Source organism: Salinicola rhizosphaerae (assembly GCF_014652715.1).
Lineage (GTDB): Bacteria > Pseudomonadota > Gammaproteobacteria > Pseudomonadales > Halomonadaceae > Salinicola > Salinicola rhizosphaerae.
Map to the genome: position 1 here is coordinate 90,894 of NZ_BMZI01000006.1, position 22,173 is coordinate 113,066.

Sequence of the window (22,173 nt, forward strand, 5' to 3'; positions counted from 1 at the left end):
GTGAGCAGCGCTCATTCCTACAGCAGATAAATCCAACAAGAGTGGAAAAAGAAGGCAGGAAATCAGTACCCAAATCCAATTCGAATAACTCACACGTTGGAGCGAGCTTGCTCGCGAATGACGCCGCAGGCTCGGCAACGTTGATCTTCGTGAGCAGAACCCATCAGACCGCGTCCAGCGCTGGGGTAGCGCTCACCGAGCGGGTCCACACCAGCCGCACTTCCAGGCCGCCTTCGAGCCGGTTGGACAGCGTCAACGTCAAACCCTGGCGTTCGGCTATCTCCGCTGCGATGGCCAGCCCCAACCCGCTGCCGCTGATTCGCTGATCGGATGCGCGCTGGAAACGCTGTGTCACCGCATCCAGCAGGGCATCGGGAATACCGGGGCCTGAATCGCTGATTGCGAGCCACGCGCGACCACGGCCGTCATAACCTTTCTCGACGCTCACACCGCCACCTTCCGGTGTATAGCGAAGAGCATTATCCATGAGGTTGCGAATCAGAATGCCCAGCTCGGTCGGGTTGCCCTCGACGCTGACATCGCCGCTGTCGGCGATCTCGAGCGACTGGTGCTGCGCCTCGGCCAGCGGCCAAAGATCGGCAGCCAGATCGAGAATCAGCGGTTCCAGCTTGAAGGATTCGGGCTCCGCCGGCTGCTGGTGTATGTCCAGACGCGCCAACAGCAACAGTTGCTCCACCACGCGCTGAAGTCGTTCGATGCCGTTATAGGCCTTGTCGAGCGCAGCGGGCTCGCCGAAACGGGCGTTATCGAGGTGAATTTTCATCGCCGCCAGCGGCGTGCGAAGTTCGTGCGCCGCATCGGCGGTGAAACGCCGCTCTCGTTCCAGGGTCTGCTCCAATCGCTCGATGAAGCCATTCAACGCACCCCGCAGCGGCTGAAGCTCTCTCGGCACCGCGACGCGAATGGCGCTCAGATCCTTTTCATCTCGGGTTTCGACCTGACGAGAGAGTTGCCCGATCGGCTTGAGACCACGCCGTATCAGCCTGGCGATCAGCCAGATCAGCAACGGCAGCGCCAGCAGTAATGGCACGAAATTGCCCAGCGCCACCTTATTGGAGAGTTCTGACTGGAACGAGTCGCGTAAACCCACGCTGACCCAGCGGCCGCCGGCGATCGCCATGCTGAAAACGCGCCAGCGGTGGCCGGCGTAGTCGACCCAGCGGTGCCCGGTGGCACTCGGTGCCGGAAATGCGTTCTCGCCTTCGTTCCAGCGCGCTCCCATCAATACTGGCTGCTTCTGGGCGTTCCAGAACCCTAGAGATAGCACGCGCTCTTCGTGGTCGTAGAGCTTGGGTTTCGCGTCATGGGTCGACCGTCCCGCGATTTCGCCATACCAACGCGCAAAATGATCGGGCTGGGAAAGCTGCTCGGCAATCGCCGCGTATTCTTCCGGCGTCGTCTGAACGTCGACCAGCGCGGAGACAACACGCGCCTGCAGGCTCAGCTGCGCGTCGAAGATCTCTTCCATTTCGTGGCGAGTGATGAGATAGGCGGCTGTCACCGCCAACGCCATGACGGCAATCAGCACGCCCGCCAGGGTCAGATTCAGATAGCGCCGAATCGATGTCATGCGGCCGTGCTGTCCAGCCGATAGCCGATGCCTCTCACGGTAGTGATCAGTTGCTTATCGAGCTTGCGCCGCAAATGGTGGATATGGACCTCCAGCGCGTTGGAGCCCACTTCTTCGCCCCAGCCGTACAGCAGGCTTTCCAACTTGGTACGCGACATCACCTTGTCGCGATGGCGGGCAAGCTCCAGCAGCAGTGCAAACTCGCGCCTGCCGAGCCCAACCGGGCTGCCTGCCCACACGACTTCGTGCTGCGCTTCGTCGATCGTCAGTCGACCGATGCAAAGCTCCTGGGTCGAACGACCGGCGGCGCGGCGTGTGATGACGCGCATGCGTGCCAGAAGCTCCTGCAGATCGAATGGCTTCAGCACGTAGTCGTCGGCGCCGGCATCGAGCCCGGCGATCCGCTCTTCCACCGCATCACGGGCGGTGAGAATGAGCACAGGCAGGGACTGACGCTGGCGCAACTCGCGCAACACGACCAGTCCTTCCATGTCCGGCAGGCCAAGATCCAGCACGACCAGAGAGAAGGATTCGACGCGCGCGGCTTCGAGCGCGTCCTTCCCTCGGGTCATCCAGTCGACGGCATAGCCTTCTCGGATCAGCGCCGTACGGACACCATCACCGAGCAGAGGATCGTCTTCTACCAGCAGTACACGCATCGTCGAGCGGTTCTCTCTTCAGATCGATCGGATAACTGGCGCATTGAGACACACTCACCTTAACGCTTTCTTACTTGGCGCGATGACGCCGTCAGGCCCGCCATCGTGCGGGTCAAGTCGGCGAAGCCGGATGAACGGCGTAATGTTCTCTTAAGCCTGGCAACGCCATTGTGGCCTCCGGTTTCACCGTGGGCCGATGTCATGATCGCCAACCATACCGTTTTTCACCGCCTTCGCGCTCATGCCTGGGATGAGCGCCATCGCGACCTGCTGGTCGTTTTGCTGCTCTGGTCGATGATGATGACCGGGGCGCTGATTCGCCCGCTGCTGCCCATCGACGAAACCCGCTATGTGTCCGTCGCCTGGGAGATGTGGCAGGCCCATCACGCCTTCCTACCGTCGATGAACGGCTCGCCCTACGCCGACAAGCCACCGCTGCTTTTCTGGCTGATTCACGCCGGCTGGGTGCTGTTCGGCGTGAATGACTGGTGGCCTAAACTCATCTCTCCTCTCGCCTCGCTGGTCGCCGTGGCACATCTCTATCGTATCGCCAGACGTCTCGGCTATGCCGGTAGCCGGGCACGCGTGGCGCCGATGGTCTTGATGTCGATGCTGCTGTGGAGTCTCTACAGCGGGGCTCTCATGTTCGACGTGCTGCTGACCGCTTGCCTGCTGGGCGCCATCGCGACGTTGATCAAGGGGGCGTTCACCCGCGCTCGCGCGCTTCATTTCGGTATCTGGCTGGGGCTCGCCTTGCTCGCCAAGGGCCCCGTCGCACTGGTGACATTGACACCGATCGTGCTGACGACACCCTGGTGGCGTGAAACACCGCTGACGATGCCCGAATGGCGGCGCCTGGCGGCCGCGTTAGGTCTGTCGCTGTCTCTGCTGCTGGGCTGGGCCTTGACGGCTGCCTATCTGGGGGGCGCCGAGTTCGCACGAGACCTGCTGTGGGGACAGAGCATCGACCGCCTGCACGATTCGATGGCACATGCACGGCCGCTGTGGTGGTACCTGCCCTGGCTGCCGCTGTTGCTGTTTCCCTGGTCACTGTGGGTCACGGCAAAGCCGACGCTGCCGCGGCATCGCTATCAGCGGCTCGCCTGGGCGTGGACCCTGCTACCGCTGCTCATCTTCTCGCTGATCAGCGGCAAGCAGATCCATTACCTGATGCCGCTGCTACCCGGCGCCGCGCTGATCGTTACCGACAGACTGGGACAATTGGCGCTCCGCGTATCCGCTCGTCCGCGACTGGTTCCCCTGGCGATCGCCATGTTGGGGCTCGCGGGCCTGGGGCTGGTGTTGATGGGCATCGGGGCTATCGATCGCACCACGCTTTCCCCCTTCGGTGCGCTCGTGCTGATCGGCTGCGCCGTGGTGCTATGGCGACAGCCCGCGCGTTGCGCGATCGACACGGCTCGCACCGTCGCTATCGGCAGCGGCATCGCGCTGATGATCACCACGCAGCTCATGCTGGCGCCTTTCTGGCAACACGATGATATCGCGCGGCCGGCACGCCTGATCGCCGCGCTGCAGCAGGAAGGGACACCGGTCGCCTTCGATGGCGCCAACTATCAGGCCACCTTCCAGTTCGCGGGACGCCTGACGAAGCCGCTGATACCACTGGCCGACGATACCGCACTGTGTCGCTTTCGACGACAGATGCCGGAGGGATGGATCGTAGGCCGCGCGCGCCATCTGAACGCGTGGATCACCTCTCGTGGTCATGTTCACACTTTCGATTACCGAGGCGGTAAGCTGGAGATCATGCCGGTGAGCGAACTCTCGCTCGCGGGTGTGCGCCCTTCATGCCGCTGATACTGGGAAGACAGGAAACTGCATGAATATTCTCGTAACCGGAGCCGCCGGCTTCATCGGCTTCCATCTCGCCGACCGGCTGGCACGCGACGGGCATCGCGTCGTTGCGCTGGATAACCTCAATGACTATTACGCGGTATCGCTGAAGCGCGCCCGCCTCGACCAGCTCTCCGGACCCGTGATCGAGACGACCGATATCGCCGATCTGCCGGCACTGGAGGCGCTGTTCCGCCGTGAGCGATTTACCCATGTCGTCAATCTCGCCGCGCAGGCCGGCGTAAGGCATTCGGTGGAGCACCCGCACGAATACGGCCGCAGCAACCTGATCGGGTTCCTCAACCTGCTGGACGTCTGCAAGCGGTTCGAGATCGAGCACCTGCTCTACGCCTCATCGAGTTCCGTCTACGGCCGCCAGGAGACGCTGCCGTTCAAGGAGACCGATCCCGTCGACCGTCCCGCCTCACTCTACGCGGCGACCAAGCGCGCCGACGAGATGATGGCTTACAGCTACGCCGATCTGCACCGGTTGCCGTCGACCGGAATGCGCTTCTTCACCGTCTATGGTCCCTGGGGGCGACCGGACATGGCGCCGTGTCTCTTTGCCGGTGCGCTGCTCAACGGCAACCCCATCGACATTTTCAACCATGGCCGCATGGCACGGGACTTCACCTATATCGATGATGTCGTCGAGAGCATCGTGCGCCTGTTACCGCTCGCGCCTGGCGAGGACGCCGGCGCGCCGCACGAAATCTACAACGTCGGGCGCGGCGAGCCGGTCGCGCTGCTGGATTTCGTCGAGCTGCTCGAGCGTACGCTGGGTATCCAGGCCACCAAGCGCTTCCGAGACATGCAGCCCGGCGACATCGAACGAACCTGGGCCGATACCCACAAACTGCAGTCGATGATCGATTTCAAACCTCAGGTCTCTCTCGAGGTCGGCATCGAACGTTTCGTCGCCTGGCTGAAAGACTACGAAGGGTTGCTACTGGAAAGCCTGGCGGCCTGACCCCCGCCGGAATGAGTCCCCCTTTTCCGCGCGCTTCGCGTACCCTGATCGGTCATGCTTCATGCCAGCCATTGACCCACGACCGGAGCGCATACCACCGATGACCCTCAGCAAGACCAGGACGAGTTTCTACCGCCGACTCTACCTCGCCTATCTGATCGACAGCGGACGTGCCACGAGCATCCCTGCGATCGTCGATGCCACGGGAATGCCGAGACGCACGGCGCAGGACACGCTATCGGCGCTAGCCGAGCTCGATATCGTGTGCGAATTCGTGCAGTCCGCCGGCGAGCGCCACCAGATCGGGCACTACGTCATTCGCGACTGGGGCCCGATCTCATCGCGCTGGCTTGCCGATCACGCCGACCAGATTGCCAGAACCCTGGGCTATCCTGCCCCCTGACTCGTCCTTGTGACCCCGCTCTGTGCCCCATCCCATGACCCGCTACTGAGGAGACCCCATGAGCGACCGCGAACAGCGCCATCGTCAGGCGATGCAGAAACTCAAATCCCACGTCGATGAACGCGTCGCCGCCGCCAGCGAGCAGCGCGGCCAGGTTCTGGTCTTCACCGGTAACGGCAAGGGCAAGACCACCGCGGCCTGGGGCACGGTGACGCGCGCGCTCGGCTACGGCTACCGTGTCGGTGTCATCCAGTTCATCAAGGGGCTATGGGAGTGCGGCGAGCGAGAGCGTCTGCAAGCGGACGACAATCTCGAAGTCGCGATCATGGCGACCGGGTTCACCTGGGAGACGCAGAATCGCGAGAGCGATACCGCCGCTTGCCGGGAAGTCTGGCAGCAGGCCGAGCGTATGCTCGCCGACCCGCAGATCTACCTCGTCGTGCTGGACGAAATCACCTACATGCTCAAGTTCGGCTATCTGGATATCGAGACGGTGCAGCAGGCGATCGCCAACCGCCCCGTCGAGCAGAGTGTGATCGTCACCGGCCGCAATGCCCATCGCACGCTGATCGAAATGGCGGACACGGTTACCGAGATGAACGATACCAAGCATGCGTTCAATGCGGGACTCGAGGCTCGCCGCGGTATCGACTTTTAAGCGGCGAGCGGCGAGCGGCGAGCGGCGAGCGGCGAGCGGCGAGCGGCGAGCGGCGAGCGGCGAGCGGCGAGCGGCGAGCGGCGAGTCAATGATGCCCCGGATACCTGAATAAAAGTGCAAGCGCGATCACTTCGCGGCGTCCATTAATGCGTGACAGACCTCGCGCACGCCCTCGATCATGCGCGGGCCGGGACGGCTGATGGCATCGGGATCGAGAGTGTAGAGCGCGCCGTCACGTACCGCGGGCAGTTCATCGTGCGAGCGCCAGAAGCCCTTCCAGTCATCATCGTCGCCGGCGGCAAGGATGACCTGCGGCTGGCTCTCGACGAGCGACTCCCACCCGATCTGCGGCACCAGCACCGGCGCATCGGCGAATAGCGGCTCACCGCCGCAGCGCCGAATGATCTGCGTCACGATCTGCCCACCCGCCAGCGTGGTCAGCGGTGACTGGCCAAGCTGATAGAAAACGCGGGGCGGCGGCGTCAAGCTCTGGCGACTGTCGACGAGCGCCTGCCGAAACGCTTGCGCAGCCTCCTGCCCCGCGGATTCATGGCCGCTGAGGCGGCCGATGTCGCGAAGATCGTCGGCGATCTGCGCAAGATGGCGTGGTTCGCTGCGGTAAACCGGAATCTTCAATGCCGTCAGGCGCTGGATCACTTCCGTCGGCGTGCCGCTCCCCCAGACCAGCACCAGATCCGGCCGCTTGGCGATGATCGCTTCGAGGGAGATGCCGCGATAGCTGCCGACCCGATCGAGCTGCGTCGCTACCGGCGGAAAATCGCTGCCATCGATGACGCCTACCAACTGTGAGCCGGCGCCGACGGCGTAGGCCATCTCGACGAGATGCGGCGCCAGCGCCACGATGCGCTCAGCCGGCCGCACGAGAGCGACGTGCCGGCCGCTGTCATCCACCACGTCGATCGCGGCGGCGGCAGACACTGAACCAGACAGCACAAGTCCCGTCATCAAGACCATGCCAAGTGCGATCGAGCGGTATCTGGCGGGCGATGGCCGGTATCGGAACCAGCGGAGAAGCAGCATGGGTGGCCCGGTAATTGGGAAAAATCGTGCAGCGAGCTTAGCATGAGGAACGCTTGCCGCCGACAAGGCTCGAAGGTCACGAGTCGCACCCCAGCGGCGCCCGCATTGAAGACACGAAAACAGCCACGCAAGGAAACGCCATGTCTCTCGCCACCTCTCGCGCTATCGCCACTTCTCGATCTCTTGCCGCTAGCGGCCGCGCTGCCAGCCGCCTGCTCGGGCTGGGTCTGGCCGGATGCCTGACCGGTGCGCTACTCGCCACGCCCGCCCTGGCCGATGACACGCCACGCCAGATCCACGTTCAGGCCGAGTCGACCCTCGATGTCGCCCCTGACATGGCAACGCTCAACGCAAGCCTCTGGGAACGGACGCCGGCGCAGCCGCGGGGGCAAGAAACCAGCGGAGACAGCGACGCGATCAAGCAGGCTCGCGACCGCCTGGAGTCTCGCACCGGCGATCTGATTCGGACGCTGGAGAATGCCGGCGTGGACACCAGGAACATTCGCGCCGGCTCACTGAGTGTCAGTCCGGAGATCATGCAGTCCGGCAACGGCGACGATGCCACCCAGCAGGTGCGCACGCGCGTCGAGCGCAGCGTGTCGCTGAAATTGACCGACCTCGACCGTCTGCCGACCGTGCTGGATGCGCTCACCACGGCCGGCGTCGATTCGCTGGATGGCGTGAGCTACGGCCTGCAGGACAGCGACAGCGTCGACGACCGCGCCCTCAAGCAGGCGCTGGAGCGCGCCCGTCAGAAGGCGGAGATGATGGCCGATACGCTCGATGTCGATCTCGGCGACGTGATCAGCATCGAGGAGACGACCTCTCCCCGCTATCAACCGAAGGCGATGATGATGCGCGCCACCGCGGCCGATAGCGGTGGCAGCGCCAGCGAGTATCGCAGCGGCGACATCAGCGTCGACGCCGGCGTAAGCGTGATCTGGGAGCTCGACTGACAGTGCGACCGACGGGCGCGAATCGGCGCCGGCTCTAGCGGCGTCGATTCCGTCGCGCGACGATTCGCACGCGAACCTCGCCTGTGCGAAGCTTGCCACGGTCAAGGCGCGGCCACGCGCACCGACATCCGACAAGGAGTCAAACGATGTCCCGGCAATTCGCCATACTCGGACTGGGCTATTTCGGCAGCACCGTCGCCCGCGAACTCAAGCGTCACCAGAATCAGGTGCTCGGCGTCGACCGCGACGAGACCCGAGTCGATGCGCTATCCGACATGCTCGATCACGCGGTGATTGCGGATCTGACCGACGAAAATGCACTCAAGGAGCTGTCGCTCGAGGCCTACGATGCCGTGGTCATCGATGTCGACGACGACCTGGAGACCAGCGTGATCTGCACGCTGCACGTCAAGGAACTGGGCGCGAAGGAGATCTGGGCCAAGGCGCATTCCGATGCGCACTACAAGCTGCTGAAACGACTCGGTGCCGACCGCGTGATCTATCCGGAGTACGATGTCGGCGTGCGCGTAGCGGAGAGTCTCAACTACCACGCGATGGTCGATTTCATTCGTCTCGGCGAGCGCCAGTTCATCGTCGAGCTGGTGACCACGCAGCGCCTGGTCGACAACTGCGCCAGCGTCGCCAACCTGTCGATCGATCGTGACGCGCTGTTTCTGGTCGCGATCAAGCGCGGCCAGGAAGTCATCCGTAATCCCGCCGACGACACCCCGCTCCAGCCCGATGACAGCCTGATCCTGATGGGCGACCTGCAGGCGCTGCGCGAGATCGGCAGGCAGATATGACGCCGCGAGCCGTCAAGACTCGACACCTGCCTCTTTCGACACCGGACCCTTCCCGATGAGGCCATGGCAACGGCTCAGGCGCCCGTTTCGTCGCGCCCCGCATGGCGGCGTGCTGCGTCTTTCACCGCCGGAAGTTCTGCTGATCGGGTTTGCGCTGCTGTGTACGCTCGGCGCCCTGCTGCTCTGGCTACCCGGGAGTGCCACGCGCCCGCTCGCCTGGCACGAGGCGCTGTTCACGGCGACCTCGGCCGTCACGGTCACCGGGCTCAGCGTCATCGACGTGAGCCAGGATCTCACCTTCGTCGGCCAGCTGGTGCTGCTGGTGCTGATTCAGATCGGCGGCCTGGGCTTCATGACCTTTGCGGCACTGACCGTGCTGCTGCTCGGCGCGCGGCTGCCGCTGCAGCAGCAGAATCTGGTCCGCGAAGCACTGGGCGAGATCGCGTTCAGCGACGTGCGCCATCTGGTCAAGCTGGTGATCTGGTTCGCACTGTGCATCGAGGGAATCGGGACCCTGCTGCTGGCGATTCACTGGGTTCCCGAATATGGACTGAAGGCCGGTCTCTGGGACGGCTTGTTTCACGCCGTCTCGGCCTTCAACAATGCGGGGTTCTCGACGTGGAAGAACAGCCTGAGCCGCGATGTCGACGATCCGCTGGTGACCGTCGTCATCACGGTGCTGTTCATCGTCGGCGGCCTGGGATTCGTGGTGGTCAGCGATATCTACCGTCAGCGGCGCTGGTCGCGGCTGGCGATGCAGACCAAGGTCGTGCTCCTGGCCACGCTCTGGCTCAACGTCATCGCCACGCTGATCCTGCTCGCCCTGGAGTGGTCCAACCCGGGCACGCTGGGCGCGCTCGGCAGCGATTTCGCACGACTCCAGGCAGCCTGGTTTCAGGCCGTGACGCCACGCACCGCCGGCTTCAACACGCTCGACACCGGCTCGCTGCGCGATGCCTCGACGCTGCTGGTCATGCTGCTGATGTTCATCGGCGGGGGCGCGAGCTCCACCGCCAGCGGCATCAAGATCACCACCTTCGTGGTGCTGCTGCTCACCGCCCGCGCCTTTTACCGCAATACCGAGCATCCGACCGCCTTCGGACGCTCGATACCGCAGGAGACGGTGATCAAGGCGATCACCGTGGCCCTGGCCGGCGTACTGCTGGTCTTTCTGACGCTGTTCGGCCTGACGATCACCGATAGCCGGCAGCACTTCATCGATCTCGCCTTCGAGACGGTGTCGGCATTCGGTACCGTCGGCCTCTCGCGTGGTATCACCAGCGATCTGTCGCTACCAGGGCAACTGCTGCTGGGTATCACCATGCTGCTCGGCCGCGTCGGCCCTCTCTCGGTCGGTTATTTCCTCGCCACCCGTCAGTCGCGCGGCGTTCGCTACGCCAAGGGCGACATTCAGATCGGCTGAAGCCCGTGCCGTTGCCAGAGACAGCGCGGTCATCGAACCGGCCTGTCTCGACCGCTTTGTCACCGCTTCTTTAGCGCTTCACGATGCTGTCGCGAGGACGGCAGCTAGATTGGCCCCGTCGCCAGCCGGAGTGCCATCCACAGCATCACCGCCGCCACCACGGCATCGATTGCCTGCCACCAGCGTGGGTGCTCGAGCCGCGGCGCCAGCCAGTGTCCGACACCCACCAGGGCGAAGAACCAGCCGATGGACGCCAGCGCGGCGCCGAGGACAAACGCTACCGGCGAGGCCTGCTGGCTGCCGAGAATACCAAGCATCACCACCGTATCGAGATAGACGTGTGGATTGAGCAGCGTTACCGCCAGCGTCGCAGCCACGACTCGGCCCCGTCCCGAGACAACGCCGCCTGCCGCCATCAACCCGGCCGGACGCCTTATGCGACGCAGCGCGGCCAACGCCTGCCAGATCAACCAGGCAGCGCCAGCCCAACGCGCCGTTGCCAGCAGCGCATCACTGGTCGTCAGCAGCGGACCGAGACCGGCGACGCCGGCGGCGATCAAAAGCAGGTCGCAGACGGCGCAGATCCCTGCCACCAGCCAGCCATGCTGGCGACGCAGCCCCTGGCGCAGCACGAAGGCGTTCTGGGCACCGATCGCGACGATCAATGCCAATCCGACCAGTAACCCGTGGACCCCCGAAGCACTCATGCTGATTCCCCGCTTATCGACTCGCCTTCAACGGCGCTCGCAGCATGTGGCACTATTGGCTATTAATAGAAATGAATTACCCTAATATCTTATTAGGGATGCTGATCAACCGAGGTATCGATGCTCGACTACAAACTGCTGGAAGCGCTGGCGGCTATCGTCGATCAGGGCGGGTTCGAGCGCGGCGCCCAACAGCTCAACCTGACGCAGTCCGCCGTCTCTCAGCGCATCAAGCTGCTCGAGGCGCGACTCGGGCAGCCGGTCGTGGTACGCACGCCGCGACTGCTGCCGACGCCAATGGGTCAACGTCTTCTCAATCACGCGCAGCAGGTGCGCCTCCTCGAGCATGATCTGCTCGACCAGATTCCCGCGCTGGGTGAAGGCACCCAGCGGCTGAGACTGGCGATCAACGCCGACAGCCTGGCGACCTGGTGGGCGCCGACCATCGGCGACTTCTGTCATCGTCGTGGCGTGCTGCTCGATCTTGTCGTCGACGATCAGGAAGTCGCGCTGCGCCGTATGCGCGATGGCGAGGTCGCCGGCTGCATCTGTGCCACGGCCCGCCCCGTTCAAGGCGCCCGTGCGCAGGCGCTTGGGATCATGCGCTATCAGGTGGTGGCGAGCCCCCTGTTTGCCGAGCGCTACTTTCCGGACGGGCTCACCGGACAGGCGCTGAGCGGGGCACCAGCCATTCTCTACGGCCCGGATGATCGCCTGCAGCAGCGCTATCTCGACGCCCATGGCTTCAAGGACCCGTTCCCGCACCACCTCTGCCCCTCTTCGGAGGGCGTACTGCATATGGCGCTCTCGGGCATCGGCTACGCCCTGATTCCCGCCTGCCAGGCGCAACAGGCACTCGAACGCAGCGAGCTGGTCGACCTCGAATCGGGCTATACGCTCGACGTTCCCCTTTACTGGCACTACTGGCGTCATGGCGGCGAGCTGCTCGATGCCCTGACCGCCCATCTGCTGTCGGCCAGCGACGAGTGGCTCCTGCCCCTCCGCGCCTAGACTGACACGGCAAAGGAAATCTGTCGTTATATCGCGACATTATCCTTTAATACCAGACACTTGCAGATTCGAACGCGCGTTCTAGACTCAAGATCAGCCGCCCGACGAAGCGGCTGGACTTGCCGCCGAACACCATTTGACGCCCCTGGACTCGGCGCTTCTGGACGCGGCGCCCTTGGAACAGACACATGGAGTGTGAAATGCCCCTGACTCAGCGAATCATCCCGGCCGCCATCCTTACCGCGGGCCTGCTCGCCCTTGGCACGCTGGCAGGATGCGCCAGCGACAGCAGTTCGATGGAGAAAGACACCAGCGACTACGTCGTGACCGGTCTCGGCGATGATCAGGACGAGGCGCTGGAAAATGCCAAAGCGCAGGCACTGGAACAGTGCGAGGCGCAGGATCGTGAATCGTTCGTGATCGTCGAGCAGCAGATGATGGGCCCCGACGACAGCGCCCAGAAGCAGGCCAGCGCCAACGATCAACTCGAGGGCGCCACCGTCACCGAGGATACCGAACTCAAGGCGGCAACGCAGGAAGGCGACGGCTACAAGGCGACCTGGACAATTCGCTGTCGTTGAGCGTCCCCGATGCGGGCGTCAGACGTTGCGCAGCGACTGCACGCTATTCACCTTGTCCCGCATCGATTGCTCGCGATCGGTGCGGGTGCCCATCTTGAGCGTGGTCGTGATCCGCGGCGCCCCCATGGCATGCACGCTTTCATGGCACGCCTTGACCACGGCCATCACATCGTCCCACGGGCCCTCGATATTGGTGCCGTAGGCATGCATCTCGTGGGTCAGCCCGGACGCCTCGATGACGCGTTGGCATTCGGCCACGTAACGCGACACCGACACCCCCACACCCAGCGGTACGACGCAAAGATCGACGATGACCTGCATGAACCTTCCTCCTCATTGGCGATGAAGGGAGTCTAGGGCAGGCACGGCGCGGCGTCTTGTCGTCTCTGCCTGACAGAGTTCCCGCCCTTGGCTGGCCGACGCAACCGGGTTGCCACCGATAGCGTCGCTGCCCACCGGATGCGCCCTGGTCACGCGGCCTTCCGATCACGTATCGCCGCCAGTTCTCCGGCAATGTCGAACTCCGCTTTCCAGAGCAGCGCCGATGTCGTCGGGCAAAAATCGTTCGTCTGACTAGACTATTGGGACAATAGCGCTAGGATGATTGACGGCAAAGCCGTTAGCACGCAATGTAATAAACACGGCTTACAACGTAGGGAACAGGGACCGTGGGGTGCCAGACCAAGCAAACCAGGCCGATCATTCTCGACTCTGACGACTATCCATCGCCGCTTCGTCCTCCGGCGTTGGACAGGCGATCACCGCAGCTTGCCGCGCCGTCCGTCTCGAGAACGTCATTGCGAGGTTCTGGCACGCCCTTCGCCAGGAAAAACCATGACTAGCAATACACCAATCGCCCCCGTCGAATTACCCGACACTCGCGCCCGCCAGACCATCGAGCACCTGCTGGAGGGGTCAGGCGTTACCTTGAACGGCGATCAGCCCTGGGATATCCGCGTTCGCCATCCCGATCTCTTTTCTCGGGTTGCGCGCCAAGGGTCCATCGGCTTCGGCGAAGCCTACATGGATGGCTGGTGGGACTGCGATCGCATCGACGAGATGATCCACCGGTTGCTGCGTCACGGCATCGGCGGTGCAGCGCATACCACGTCCGAGCGGGTGCTCTACAAACTGCAGTCGAGCTTCATGAACCTGCAGAGCAAGGCGCGTGCCTATATCGTCGGTAAAGAACACTACGATTTCGGCAATGACCTTTTCACCCGCATGCTCGACCAGACGATGTGCTACTCCTGTGCTTATTGGAAAGAGGCTACATCGCTGCACGAAGCGCAAAAGGCGAAACTCGATCTCGCTTGCCGCAAGCTGGGCCTGGAGCCCGGCATGAAAGTGCTGGATATCGGCTGTGGCTGGGGCAGCTTTGCCGAGCACGCTGCCCGACACTACGGTGTGGAAGTCACCGGCATCACGATCTCCGAAGAGCAGGCCAAATTGGGCCGGGAGCGCTGCGAGGGCCTACCGGTCGAGATCGTGCTGAAGGACTACCGTGACCTTACCGGCCAATACGACCGCATCGTCTCCATCGGCATGTTCGAGCACGTCGGTCAGCGCAACTACGCCGTCTACTTCGATACGGTCAAACGTCTGCTAAAGCCCGGCGGCCTGTTCGTCCTGCACACCATCGGCTCGAATACCAACGACATCAGTATCGATCCTTGGATCAACAAGTACATCTTCCCCAACGGCATCCTGCCTTCGGTTCAGCAGATCGCCGATGCCAGCGAGGACAAGCTGGTGATGGAAGACTGGCAGAATTTCGGGCCGGACTACGACAGGACGCTGATGGCGTGGCAGGAAAATCTGCTGGCACACTGGGACGAGATCGCCGATCACTACGACGAGCGCGTCAAACGCATGTTTCTGTACTATCTGGGTTCCTGTGCCGGCGCCTTCCGCGCGCGAGATATTCAGCTCTGGCAGGTGGTCTACTCGAACCAGCGTCCGGGCCGCTACGACTCCCCCCGCTGATCCTCGGGGTCGATCGCGTCGCAATCGACGGCCTGCGGTATCGCTCGTCTCACGAGTCGATACGCCCGAAAGGCGAAGATTTCGCCACGCTCCCGCCGTCACCATTCTCCCGCCGCGGTACCCGCGGCGGGAACGCACTTTCCCCGCCGATCACGTTGCCTGCTTGTCGTCTCCCAGCTTGCCACCTTTGGCCCAGTCGTGTTTTTCGGTCTCCTGAAAGAATATCTGCACCGACTCCGGTGACGACCCGTAAGCATCGACGAAGGCCTGCGTGACGCGTGCGGCGAGCTCGCGCTTCTGCTCGGTATCCCGCGGGAACTGCTGAATCGTGACAATGGGCATGGTAGTGACTCCTGAAGGGTAACGTTCGATTCTCGAGTGACGAAGCGCTGGAGCCGGCAGTAACGCAAGGTTCAGCTGGCTTGATGACTCGGACAGATCCACCGTGGCCAGTCGCAAGCCGTATGGACAGCTCGGCGGGGCGATGCGTGGCATCGGTATCGTCAAGATGCGCGTCGCGTCAGGCGCGGTCGGCGTGATGCGCCAACGCTTCGCGGAAGTGACGCAGGGTGTTCGAATCGGCGCTATCCGGCCATATCCAGAGGGTGGCCCCGTCCAGCTCGACCGCACTGACAACCGGCCCGAGCCGGACGAGACGACACGGCGTCGCCCGCCATTGCTGACCTTCGTCCGAGCGCTCCCACCAGGTGCGATCGGCGTCGAAACGGCAACGAAGATGAACCTCCCCCCTGTCACGACGAGCGAGCCAAGCGTGCACCATCACCGCGACGGCCAGCGCGGATACGCCCGCCGCGACGCCATGCCAGAGCAAGGCGTAGGCGATGACGACGGCGCTGAAACCGAACCCGAGCGCCCGAGCCAGCCTAGAGCGTCTGACGACGATCGCGATCGGTGGTTTCGGCATGCTCGACGATCATCATCACGATGCGGCGAAGATCAGGGTCCTGTGGCCACTCTCGGCGCATCAGCCAGGTGAAGAGGTCCTGGTCCTCGCTGGCCAGGAGCTCCCGATAACGCACCTGGTCGGCCGCCGGCAAGGCGTCATAGCGCGCCTCGAGAAACGGCACCAGTAGCAGATCCAGCTCCCACATGCCGCGGCGCGAGTGCCAGTAAAGTCGCTTGCGGTCGATGTCTTGCTCATCGGACATGAATGCCCCCTCGGGCTGAAAAGCGTCGCGGCAGTATAAACCAAGCCGGTGAGTCGCCACACTCCGCAAACCCGCCTACCTTGTAATGCGTTGTTTTCTCGAAAGTTGAGAAGTATGCTGAAGTGACAATAATAGATATCGGACATTGCTGCGCCGTCCGCCACTGCCAGGCAGAGTCCTCACGGAGAATGTCGATGACCAAGTCTGAATTGATCGAGCAGATTGCCACTCGTCGCCCGGAACTGTCGGCCAAGGAGGTCGAGTCCGCGGTTCGCGTCATTCTCGATGACATCACCAATGCGCTGGCCGATGGAGGGCGTGTCGAAATCCGCGGCTTTGGCAGTTTTTCGCTGCACTTCCGGGAACCACGCACCGGACGCAACCCCAAAACGGGCGACCCCGTCGATCTCGACGGCAAGTTCGTACCGCATTTCAAGCCGGGCAAGGAGTTGCGCGAACAGGTCAATGCGAGCCGCGCGCTCGGCTACTGACCGCTTCAGTCACCGTGGCCGCTGTCCTCGCCGAGTCCGTCTCGCGAACCCTCAGCGGTTACCACCGCACCGAACGCTGAATCCAAGCGCCGTTCGGCGGTAAGTCATCAGGAATCGCTATGCGCTGGCTCAAAGGCGTCATTCTCGCCATCATCCTCATCGTCGTGCTGCTGCTCGGCATCCTGTTTGCCGTCAATAACCAGCAGCCGCTGCCGCTGGACCTGATCTGGGTACAGCTGCCCCCGGCGTCACTCTCTCTATGGCTGCTGGTGGCACTCGCCTGCGGCGTGATTCTGGGCATGCTGGCGATGATGGGCATCTATCTACGCTTGCGCACGTTATTGACTCGAGCGCAGCGCCATAACCAGCAACAGCGCAAGGAACTCGATCGTCTACGGACGCAGGAGTTCAAGGAAAGCACCTGAATGAGCGATGTTCTGCTACTGGCGTTGCTGGTGGCAGCCATCGCCATTGGCTGGTGGCTGGGGCGCAGAGATGGCGGCCGAAGCCGCTCTCGTGCCCGAGGCGCCGGCGGTGCGCTACCCAAAGATTATTTCGTCGGTCTCAATTATCTGCTCAACGAGCAGCCCGACCGCGCCATCGAGACGTTTACCCAGGCGCTCGAGGTCAACAGCGACACGGTCGAGACCCATATCGCACTCGGCAACCTCTACCGCTCGCGCGGGGAGGCAGACCGTGCGGTGCGCATCCATCAGAACCTGCTGGCCCGCCCGGCGCTGACCGCCTCCCAGAGCGGCCAGGTCCAGCTCGAGCTCTCGCGTGATTTTCTCAATCTCGGGCTACTGGATCGGGCCGAACGGCTGCTTCTCTCGCTGCAGAAAAACGCCACGGAAGAAGATCAGAAGATCGCGGCACGCCGACTGCTCGTGGACCTGTTCGAACGAGAGAAAGAGTGGCCTCAGGCACTCGAAGTGGCCCAACCCCAGCTGGTGCGACAGGACCCGGATATCCGACGCGCTGCCGCTCACTGGCATTGCGAGATCGCTCAGCAACAGCGCGCTGCCAGTAGCCCGTCACTGGCACGCAAGTCACTTCGCCAGGCCCTCAATGTCGATGGTCGCTGCGTAAGGGCCAACTGGATGCTCGGGCAGCTCGAATGGGACATCGGCCAGTACCGAGACGCCGCGCGCTATTGGCAACGAATTCCGGAGCAGGACCCCGGTTTCACCGCCATCGTCCTCGAACCCCTGCGTGACGCCTACCGGCTGCTCGACGACGACAAGAGCTGGTGGCAGTTCCTCGAGCAGCTGCTGCAGAAGCACCCTCAGACCACGGTCGTGATCATGGCGGCCGATACGCTTCGCCGCCGCCAAGGTGCACAGATGGCTTGCGCTTTCGTCAGCGAACAACTGCGCGAGCACCCGAGCCTGCGCGGCATCGATTACCTGATGGATCTCTATCTCGATGACAGCGACCCGGACGAACGCGACCGACTGGAGCTTCTGAAACAGCACACGCATCAGCTATTGAGCGTGCGTCCTCGACACCGCTGCCAGCGCTGCGGTTTTGGCGCCGAACAGCTCCATTGGCAGTGCCCCCGCTGCCGCTACTGGGGCACCAGCAAGCCGGTCACCGGACTCGAGGGCGAGTGATCAGCCGGCCAGCCCCAGCGAGCGCTCGATCTCTGCCAGGGCCACCATGGGATCTGGCGCCTGGGTCACCGCGCGCCCGATGACCAGATGAGTGCTGCCGGCGGCCATGGCGGCCTCCGGCGTCATCACGCGCCGTTGATCGCCGGCGGCAGCGCTTGCCGGACGAATCCCGGGCGTGACCTTCAGGAAATCCTCACCGCAGCACTCTCGCAGCCTGGCGCTCTCCCTCGCGGAGCAGACCACGCCATCGAGACCGCTATCTCGCGTCAGCAGCGCCAGCCGTTCCACCTGACTCAAGGCATCGCCGACAACGCCGATATCCTGCAGCTCGTCGTCGGTCATGCTCGTGAGCACGGTCACCGCGATCAACCGGGTTTCCAGGCCACGCTGGCGCAGCCGCTCCGCACTCGCTTCCATCATTCGCCGGCCGCCGGCGGCATGCACGTTGACCATCCACACGCCCCGATCCGCGGCGGCTTCCACTGCGCCGGCCACGGTGTTCGGGATATCGTGAAACTTGAGGTCGAGAAAGACCTCGAAGCCGCGCTCGTGCATGGCGTCGATGGTTCGCGGCCCTTCCCGCGTGAAGAGTTCCTTGCCGATCTTGACCCGGCAGCGCCGGGGATCAAGCGCATCCACCAGCGTCAGCGCCGGGGCCAGCGCCGGATAATCCAGCGCAATGATCAGAGGGGAGTTCGTCGAGGGCATGGATAGCGGTTCCGGCCGGTGAGTGAAGCAGCGCATTCAGATGACAGATCGACGCGGGATTGTACATGATTCAGCGGGTTTTCGATCCGCGCCGCCCGCCTTCGCTAAGCCGGCCCAGTAAGCGATGTAGGAGATCGCCGACAAGATGCAGCGGCAATGACGACCTCCAGATGCCCTCTCGGTTGCCGATAGCCGTCATGAAGGCCGGCACCGAGGTGATACCGGCCAAATTCCACAGCCGACCAAGGAACACACAATGACAAAGCTAAAGCTCCTGGGCATCGCCCTGTTCACGCTCATGACACTTCTCACCACCCCGGTCTTCGCGCAAGAGCCGATTCACATCAACGATGCCACGGCAGAATCACTGGCGACGTTGCCGGGCATTGGTGAAGTGAAGGCGCAGGCCATCGTCGATGACCGCAAGGCCAACGGTGACTTCAAGAGCGTGGAAGATCTCTCCCGTGTCAAAGGTATCGGTGACGCCACCGTCGCCAAGCTGGCCGATAGCGCAACGCTGTAGGCAGTTCATGCAGGACCCCGGGCGGGCCTTCGCGGCCCGCCTTCATCACGTCGCCGTTCGCGAGCGCCTCTTCGTTGACCCTCACGCCCTGACGGCGCGCGCCTCCTCCGAGCCGTCCCCACCTCGCCCGCTTGCATTCAAGCCATTCGCCTCCACTTAAGGGAATCGAGCAGAAAGAACCCTGGAGACGATATGCCCCTGCTGCTTCTGCTGACCCTATTGGCGGTTGCCGATTTCGTTGTGCTGTTCACGGTCGGCGCCAAGATCGGCCTGCTGGCCACCCTGCTGTGGATTGTGTTGAGCGCCGCCTTCGGTATTCATCTGATTCGCCGCGAGAGCTTCCTGACCCTGCAGCGGGCCAGGGAGCGCCTGAACCGAGGCGAACTGCCTTCCGACGAGCTCCTCGCCGGCGCGTCGTTCGTGCTCTCCGGACTTCTTCTCGTCGCCCCAGGCTTCCTATCCGACGTGGCGGGGCTACTTTGTCTGCTGCCGGGTAGCGGCGAGCTGCTGAGGCGCTGGTTCCGTCGCCCGGCACCCGCTGGCACCTACTCGAGTTCGAGGCACTCAGGCTCAGCAGACGCCGGATGGGATCACGCGGCACCCGGCCGCTCGAGCGCAGACCACCAGGAAGCGTCACGCCATGCTTCCCATCGAGAGACGGACGCGCCTATCGAAGGCGACTATCTCGGAAAGGATTGACGGTCTGAGAAAGAATTGACGGTCCGGAAAACGATCCGAGCAACCAAGAACATCACCGTTGAGCGATTGCAGCGCCGCCACTGGAAAAAACCGACATTCCCGTGCAGCATCGCTCGCATCCCATCGATGCGGAAAGAGCGGTTCGGGAGCGAAAAAAATGTCTGCCAACCCCTTGAATCCGATCAGCACGACCCAATTCAAGGCAGCAGCGATAGCTTTAGGCCATGAGGCCCATAAACCGGAAGGCGAAAGCCTTCGCCCCTTGAGCTTCGCTCTAGCGGGAACGTGCATTTGCAACATGCAACCATCAGGAGAACGTGAGCAATGAAAATCCGTCCCTTGCACGATCGCGTCATCGTACGTCGCAAAGAAGAAGAGCAGAAAACTGCTGGCGGCATCGTGCTTCCGGGCAGCGCCCAGGAAAAGCCGACTCGTGGTGAAATCCTGGCCGTCGGTAACGGCCGTATCCTCGAGAACGGCGAAGTCCGGGCTCTGGACGTGAAAGTCGGCGACACCGTCATCTTCAAGGAAGGCTTCGGCGTCGAGAAGCAGAAAGTCGACGGCGAAGAAGTGCTGATCATGAGCGAAGGCGACATCCTGGCCGTCGTCGAAGGCTAATCGCCGCCGCGCTCCAGGACATCATCACCATTTCACGTTTCATATTAGGAAGATCGGACAATGGCAGCTAAACAAGTCAAGTTCTCCAGCGACGCTCGCACTCGCATGGCCAAGGGTGTCGACACCCTCGCCAACGCCGTCAAGGCAACGCTCGGCCCGAAAGGCCGCAATGTCGTGCTGGAAAAATCCTTTGGCGCACCGACCGTCACCAAAGATGGTGTTTCCGTCGCCAAGGAAATCGAGCTGAAAGACAAGTTCGAGAACATGGGCGCGCAGATGGTCAAGGAAGTCGCCTCCAAGACTTCCGACGTTGCCGGTGACGGCACCACCACCGCCACCGTGCTGGCTCAGTCCATCGTCAACGAGGGTCTCAAGGGCGTCATCGCCGGCATGAACCCGATGGATCTGAAGCGCGGCATCGACAAGGCCGTTGCGGCTGCCGTCAAGGAGATCGAAGCGCTGGCCGTGCCCTGCACCGATTCCAACGCCATCGCGCAGGTCGGCACCATCTCCGCCAACGGCGACAGCAACATCGGCAAGATCATCGCCGAAGCGATGGAAAAAGTCGGTAAGGAAGGCGTCATCACGGTCGATGAAGGTCGCGGCTTCGAAGACGAGCTGGAAGTGGTCGAGGGCATGCAGTTCGACCGCGGCTACCTCTCGCCGTATTTCGTCACCAATCAGGAAACCATGGCGGTCGAGCTCGAAGACCCGTACATCCTGCTGGTCGACAAGAAGATCTCGAACATCCGCGAACTGCTGCCGACACTCGAAGCCGTCGCCAAGGCCGGCAAGCCGCTGGTGATGATCGCCGAGGACATCGAAGGTGAAGCGCTGGCGACACTGGTCGTCAACAACATGCGCGGTATCGTCAAGGTCGCAGCTGCCAAGGCACCGGGCTTCGGTGACCGTCGTAAGGCCATGCTGCAGGACATCGCCATCCTCACCGGTGGCACGGTGATCTCCGAAGAAGTCGGCCTCGACCTCGAGCAGGCGACCCTGGATCACCTCGGTAATGCCAAGCGCATCACCATGTCCAAGGAAAACACCACCATCATCGATGGTGCCGGTCAGGACTCCGACATCGAAGCGCGCGTCAATCAGATCCGCGCCCAGATCGAAGAAACGTCCTCGGACTACGACCGTGAGAAGCTGCAGGAGCGCGTTGCCAAGCTGGCAGGCGGTGTTGCGGTCATCCGCGTCGGTGCGGCCACCGAAGTCGAGATGAAAGAGAAGAAGGCTCGCGTCGAAGACGCGCTGCACTCGACTCGTGCCGCCGTCGAAGAAGGCGTGGTGCCTGGTGGCGGTACCGCACTGGTCCGCGTCCTGACCAAGGTCGCCGGCCTCAAGGGTGACAACGAAGACCAGACGCACGGCATCGCGATCGCCGTTCGTGCCATGGAAGCGCCGCTGCGCCAGATCGTCACCAACGCCGGCCAGGAAGCTTCGGTCATCCTGAACCGCGTCAAGGACGGTGAAGGCAACTTCGGTTACAACGCCCAGACCGGTGAGTTCGGCGACCTGTTCGACATGGGTGTCCTCGATCCGGCCAAGGTCACGCGTACTGCCCTGCAGTCTGCTGGCTCCGTCGCCGGTCTGATGATCACCACCGAATGCATGATCGCCGACGATCCGGAAGACGCGCCTGCCGGCGGCGGCGCCCCGGACATGGGCGGCATGGGTGGCATGGGCGGCATGATGTAAGCATC

Annotated in this window: 26 protein-coding genes; 17 read left to right on the forward strand and 9 right to left on the reverse strand. The window is 63.0% G+C overall.

Going from position 1 to position 22,173, the window contains the following annotated elements; genetic code table 11:
* Nucleotides 1-163 precede the first annotated feature (163 nt).
* Together IE125_RS13810 and IE125_RS13815 are read right to left on the reverse strand one after the other, a co-directional pair.
* Nucleotides 164-1,591 carry an ATP-binding protein gene (locus IE125_RS13810; RefSeq protein WP_189445263.1) on the reverse strand — a complete coding sequence of 476 codons (1,428 nt, stop codon included), beginning with the start codon at nucleotides 1,589-1,591 and terminating at the stop codon, nucleotides 164-166.
* Nucleotides 1,588-2,250 carry a response regulator gene (locus tag IE125_RS13815; RefSeq protein ID WP_189445264.1) on the reverse strand — a complete coding sequence of 221 codons (663 nt, stop codon included), beginning with the start codon at nucleotides 2,248-2,250 and terminating at the stop codon, nucleotides 1,588-1,590. Before IE125_RS13815 ends, IE125_RS13810 begins: the two co-directional genes overlap by 4 nt.
* Nucleotides 2,251-2,451: 201 nt before the next feature.
* Between IE125_RS13815 and IE125_RS13820 the strand changes: the two genes are divergently transcribed.
* The 4 genes from IE125_RS13820 to cobO all read left to right on the forward strand — a co-directional run bounded on the left by IE125_RS13820 (nucleotide 2,452) and on the right by cobO (nucleotide 6,135).
* Nucleotides 2,452-4,068: an ArnT family glycosyltransferase gene (locus IE125_RS13820; RefSeq protein WP_189445265.1), complete on the forward strand. Its 1,617-nt coding sequence runs from the start codon at nucleotides 2,452-2,454 to the stop codon at nucleotides 4,066-4,068.
* Between the two features lie 22 nt (nucleotides 4,069-4,090).
* Nucleotides 4,091-5,074 (forward strand): NAD-dependent epimerase/dehydratase family protein, encoded by a 984-nt coding sequence (locus IE125_RS13825; RefSeq protein ID WP_189445266.1) that lies wholly within the window; start codon nucleotides 4,091-4,093, stop codon nucleotides 5,072-5,074.
* A gap of 100 nt (nucleotides 5,075-5,174) precedes the next feature.
* Nucleotides 5,175-5,477 carry a winged helix-turn-helix domain-containing protein gene (locus IE125_RS13830; RefSeq protein ID WP_189445267.1) on the forward strand — a complete coding sequence of 101 codons (303 nt, stop codon included), beginning with the start codon at nucleotides 5,175-5,177 and terminating at the stop codon, nucleotides 5,475-5,477.
* 58 nt (nucleotides 5,478-5,535) lie between these two features.
* Entirely contained in the window at nucleotides 5,536-6,135 is a 600-nt protein-coding gene (cobO, locus tag IE125_RS13835) for a cob(I)yrinic acid a,c-diamide adenosyltransferase (RefSeq protein ID WP_189445268.1), read from the forward strand.
* 126 nt (nucleotides 6,136-6,261) lie between these two features.
* On the opposite strand, the gene IE125_RS13840 is transcribed toward cobO, so the two are convergent.
* Complete coding sequence (locus IE125_RS13840; protein WP_189445269.1) at nucleotides 6,262-7,089, reverse strand: cobalamin-binding protein; 828 nt, start codon at nucleotides 7,087-7,089, stop codon at nucleotides 6,262-6,264.
* A gap of 227 nt (nucleotides 7,090-7,316) precedes the next feature.
* On the opposite strand from IE125_RS13840, the gene IE125_RS13845 reads away from it, so the two are divergent.
* The 3 genes from IE125_RS13845 to IE125_RS13855 all read left to right on the forward strand — a co-directional run bounded on the left by IE125_RS13845 (nucleotide 7,317) and on the right by IE125_RS13855 (nucleotide 10,358).
* Nucleotides 7,317-8,132 (forward strand): SIMPL domain-containing protein, encoded by an 816-nt coding sequence (locus IE125_RS13845; RefSeq protein ID WP_189445270.1) that lies wholly within the window; start codon nucleotides 7,317-7,319, stop codon nucleotides 8,130-8,132.
* A 146-nt stretch (nucleotides 8,133-8,278) separates the two neighbouring features.
* On the forward strand, nucleotides 8,279-8,935 hold the full coding sequence (locus tag IE125_RS13850; RefSeq protein WP_189445271.1) for a potassium channel family protein: 657 nt from the start codon (nucleotides 8,279-8,281) through the stop codon (nucleotides 8,933-8,935).
* Between the two features lie 55 nt (nucleotides 8,936-8,990).
* The gene (locus IE125_RS13855) at nucleotides 8,991-10,358 is read left to right on the forward strand and encodes a TrkH family potassium uptake protein (RefSeq protein WP_189445272.1); all 1,368 of its coding nucleotides are present in this window, start codon (nucleotides 8,991-8,993) and stop codon (nucleotides 10,356-10,358) included.
* A gap of 104 nt (nucleotides 10,359-10,462) precedes the next feature.
* On the opposite strand, the gene IE125_RS13860 is transcribed toward IE125_RS13855, so the two are convergent.
* Nucleotides 10,463-11,065, reverse strand: coding sequence for a LysE/ArgO family amino acid transporter (locus tag IE125_RS13860; RefSeq protein ID WP_189445273.1), 603 nt, complete (start codon nucleotides 11,063-11,065; stop codon nucleotides 10,463-10,465).
* 120 nt (nucleotides 11,066-11,185) lie between these two features.
* Here IE125_RS13860 and IE125_RS13865 point away from each other — a divergent pair, with 120 nt between their 5' ends.
* The gene (locus tag IE125_RS13865) at nucleotides 11,186-12,076 is read left to right on the forward strand and encodes a LysR family transcriptional regulator ArgP (protein ID WP_189445274.1); all 891 of its coding nucleotides are present in this window, start codon (nucleotides 11,186-11,188) and stop codon (nucleotides 12,074-12,076) included.
* A gap of 200 nt (nucleotides 12,077-12,276) precedes the next feature.
* Nucleotides 12,277-12,657: a hypothetical protein gene (locus tag IE125_RS13870; protein ID WP_189445275.1), complete on the forward strand. Its 381-nt coding sequence runs from the start codon at nucleotides 12,277-12,279 to the stop codon at nucleotides 12,655-12,657.
* 18 nt (nucleotides 12,658-12,675) lie between these two features.
* On the opposite strand, the gene IE125_RS13875 is transcribed toward IE125_RS13870, so the two are convergent.
* Nucleotides 12,676-12,978: an MTH1187 family thiamine-binding protein gene (locus IE125_RS13875; RefSeq protein ID WP_189445276.1), complete on the reverse strand. Its 303-nt coding sequence runs from the start codon at nucleotides 12,976-12,978 to the stop codon at nucleotides 12,676-12,678.
* A gap of 513 nt (nucleotides 12,979-13,491) precedes the next feature.
* On the opposite strand from IE125_RS13875, the gene cfa reads away from it, so the two are divergent.
* Nucleotides 13,492-14,643 carry a cyclopropane fatty acyl phospholipid synthase gene (gene cfa / locus IE125_RS13880; protein WP_189445277.1) on the forward strand — a complete coding sequence of 384 codons (1,152 nt, stop codon included), beginning with the start codon at nucleotides 13,492-13,494 and terminating at the stop codon, nucleotides 14,641-14,643.
* A gap of 150 nt (nucleotides 14,644-14,793) precedes the next feature.
* Here cfa and IE125_RS13885 read toward each other — a convergent pair whose 3' ends face one another.
* The 3 genes from IE125_RS13885 to IE125_RS13895 form a co-directional block, all read right to left on the reverse strand.
* Nucleotides 14,794-14,985 (reverse strand): tautomerase family protein, encoded by a 192-nt coding sequence (locus tag IE125_RS13885; protein WP_189445278.1) that lies wholly within the window; start codon nucleotides 14,983-14,985, stop codon nucleotides 14,794-14,796.
* Between the two features lie 178 nt (nucleotides 14,986-15,163).
* Nucleotides 15,164-15,568, reverse strand: coding sequence for a hypothetical protein (locus tag IE125_RS13890; protein ID WP_189445279.1), 405 nt, complete (start codon nucleotides 15,566-15,568; stop codon nucleotides 15,164-15,166).
* Nucleotides 15,528-15,812, reverse strand: coding sequence for an FAD assembly factor SdhE (locus IE125_RS13895; protein ID WP_189445280.1), 285 nt, complete (start codon nucleotides 15,810-15,812; stop codon nucleotides 15,528-15,530). Before IE125_RS13895 ends, IE125_RS13890 begins: the two co-directional genes overlap by 41 nt.
* Before the next feature lie 137 nt (nucleotides 15,813-15,949).
* Here IE125_RS13895 and ihfB point away from each other — a divergent pair, with 137 nt between their 5' ends.
* The 3 genes from ihfB to lapB all read left to right on the forward strand — a co-directional run bounded on the left by ihfB (nucleotide 15,950) and on the right by lapB (nucleotide 17,916).
* Nucleotides 15,950-16,303 carry an integration host factor subunit beta gene (gene ihfB, locus IE125_RS13900; RefSeq protein ID WP_268249115.1) on the forward strand — a complete coding sequence of 118 codons (354 nt, stop codon included), beginning with the start codon at nucleotides 15,950-15,952 and terminating at the stop codon, nucleotides 16,301-16,303.
* Nucleotides 16,304-16,422: 119 nt separating this feature from the next.
* Nucleotides 16,423-16,728, forward strand: a complete 306-nt coding sequence (locus tag IE125_RS13905) for a LapA family protein (protein ID WP_189445282.1) — start codon at nucleotides 16,423-16,425, stop codon at nucleotides 16,726-16,728.
* Nucleotides 16,729-17,916 carry a lipopolysaccharide assembly protein LapB gene (gene lapB / locus IE125_RS13910; RefSeq protein WP_189445283.1) on the forward strand — a complete coding sequence of 396 codons (1,188 nt, stop codon included), beginning with the start codon at nucleotides 16,729-16,731 and terminating at the stop codon, nucleotides 17,914-17,916.
* Here lapB and pyrF read toward each other — a convergent pair whose 3' ends face one another.
* A complete protein-coding gene (gene pyrF, locus IE125_RS13915; RefSeq protein WP_189445284.1) occupies nucleotides 17,917-18,624 on the reverse strand; it encodes an orotidine-5'-phosphate decarboxylase in 708 nt (235 codons plus the stop codon).
* 256 nt (nucleotides 18,625-18,880) lie between these two features.
* On the opposite strand from pyrF, the gene IE125_RS13920 reads away from it, so the two are divergent.
* The 4 genes from IE125_RS13920 (at nucleotide 18,881) to groL (ending at nucleotide 22,168) form a co-directional block, all read left to right on the forward strand.
* On the forward strand, nucleotides 18,881-19,147 hold the full coding sequence (locus IE125_RS13920) for a ComEA family DNA-binding protein (protein ID WP_189445285.1): 267 nt from the start codon (nucleotides 18,881-18,883) through the stop codon (nucleotides 19,145-19,147).
* Between the two features lie 192 nt (nucleotides 19,148-19,339).
* On the forward strand, nucleotides 19,340-19,846 hold the full coding sequence (locus IE125_RS13925) for an FxsA family protein (RefSeq protein ID WP_189445286.1): 507 nt from the start codon (nucleotides 19,340-19,342) through the stop codon (nucleotides 19,844-19,846).
* Nucleotides 19,847-20,170: 324 nt separating this feature from the next.
* A complete protein-coding gene (locus tag IE125_RS13930) occupies nucleotides 20,171-20,464 on the forward strand; it encodes a co-chaperone GroES (RefSeq protein WP_189445287.1) in 294 nt (97 codons plus the stop codon).
* Nucleotides 20,465-20,524: 60 nt separating this feature from the next.
* The gene (gene groL / locus IE125_RS13935) at nucleotides 20,525-22,168 is read left to right on the forward strand and encodes a chaperonin GroEL (protein ID WP_189445288.1); all 1,644 of its coding nucleotides are present in this window, start codon (nucleotides 20,525-20,527) and stop codon (nucleotides 22,166-22,168) included.
* Nucleotides 22,169-22,173 lie beyond the last annotated feature (5 nt).

Coding starts and splice junctions, on each gene's coding strand:
- IE125_RS13810 (WP_189445263.1), bottom strand. CDS start 1,591: ATGACATCGATTCGGCGCTATCTGAATCTGACCCTGGCGGGCGTGCTG.
- IE125_RS13815 (WP_189445264.1), bottom strand. CDS start 2,250: ATGCGTGTACTGCTGGTAGAAGACGATCCTCTGCTCGGTGATGGTGTC.
- IE125_RS13820 (WP_189445265.1), top strand. CDS start 2,452: ATGATCGCCAACCATACCGTTTTTCACCGCCTTCGCGCTCATGCCTGG.
- IE125_RS13825 (WP_189445266.1), top strand. CDS start 4,091: ATGAATATTCTCGTAACCGGAGCCGCCGGCTTCATCGGCTTCCATCTC.
- IE125_RS13830 (WP_189445267.1), top strand. CDS start 5,175: ATGACCCTCAGCAAGACCAGGACGAGTTTCTACCGCCGACTCTACCTC.
- cobO (WP_189445268.1), top strand. CDS start 5,536: ATGAGCGACCGCGAACAGCGCCATCGTCAGGCGATGCAGAAACTCAAA.
- IE125_RS13845 (WP_189445270.1), top strand. CDS start 7,317: ATGTCTCTCGCCACCTCTCGCGCTATCGCCACTTCTCGATCTCTTGCC.
- IE125_RS13850 (WP_189445271.1), top strand. CDS start 8,279: ATGTCCCGGCAATTCGCCATACTCGGACTGGGCTATTTCGGCAGCACC.
- IE125_RS13855 (WP_189445272.1), top strand. CDS start 8,991: ATGAGGCCATGGCAACGGCTCAGGCGCCCGTTTCGTCGCGCCCCGCAT.
- IE125_RS13860 (WP_189445273.1), bottom strand. CDS start 11,065: ATGAGTGCTTCGGGGGTCCACGGGTTACTGGTCGGATTGGCATTGATC.
- IE125_RS13865 (WP_189445274.1), top strand. CDS start 11,186: ATGCTCGACTACAAACTGCTGGAAGCGCTGGCGGCTATCGTCGATCAG.
- IE125_RS13870 (WP_189445275.1), top strand. CDS start 12,277: ATGCCCCTGACTCAGCGAATCATCCCGGCCGCCATCCTTACCGCGGGC.
- IE125_RS13875 (WP_189445276.1), bottom strand. CDS start 12,978: ATGCAGGTCATCGTCGATCTTTGCGTCGTACCGCTGGGTGTGGGGGTG.
- cfa (WP_189445277.1), top strand. CDS start 13,492: ATGACTAGCAATACACCAATCGCCCCCGTCGAATTACCCGACACTCGC.
- IE125_RS13885 (WP_189445278.1), bottom strand. CDS start 14,985: ATGCCCATTGTCACGATTCAGCAGTTCCCGCGGGATACCGAGCAGAAG.
- IE125_RS13890 (WP_189445279.1), bottom strand. CDS start 15,568: ATGCCGAAACCACCGATCGCGATCGTCGTCAGACGCTCTAGGCTGGCT.
- IE125_RS13895 (WP_189445280.1), bottom strand. CDS start 15,812: ATGTCCGATGAGCAAGACATCGACCGCAAGCGACTTTACTGGCACTCG.
- IE125_RS13905 (WP_189445282.1), top strand. CDS start 16,423: ATGCGCTGGCTCAAAGGCGTCATTCTCGCCATCATCCTCATCGTCGTG.
- lapB (WP_189445283.1), top strand. CDS start 16,729: ATGAGCGATGTTCTGCTACTGGCGTTGCTGGTGGCAGCCATCGCCATT.
- pyrF (WP_189445284.1), bottom strand. CDS start 18,624: ATGCCCTCGACGAACTCCCCTCTGATCATTGCGCTGGATTATCCGGCG.
- IE125_RS13920 (WP_189445285.1), top strand. CDS start 18,881: ATGACAAAGCTAAAGCTCCTGGGCATCGCCCTGTTCACGCTCATGACA.
- IE125_RS13925 (WP_189445286.1), top strand. CDS start 19,340: ATGCCCCTGCTGCTTCTGCTGACCCTATTGGCGGTTGCCGATTTCGTT.
- IE125_RS13930 (WP_189445287.1), top strand. CDS start 20,171: ATGAAAATCCGTCCCTTGCACGATCGCGTCATCGTACGTCGCAAAGAA.
- groL (WP_189445288.1), top strand. CDS start 20,525: ATGGCAGCTAAACAAGTCAAGTTCTCCAGCGACGCTCGCACTCGCATG.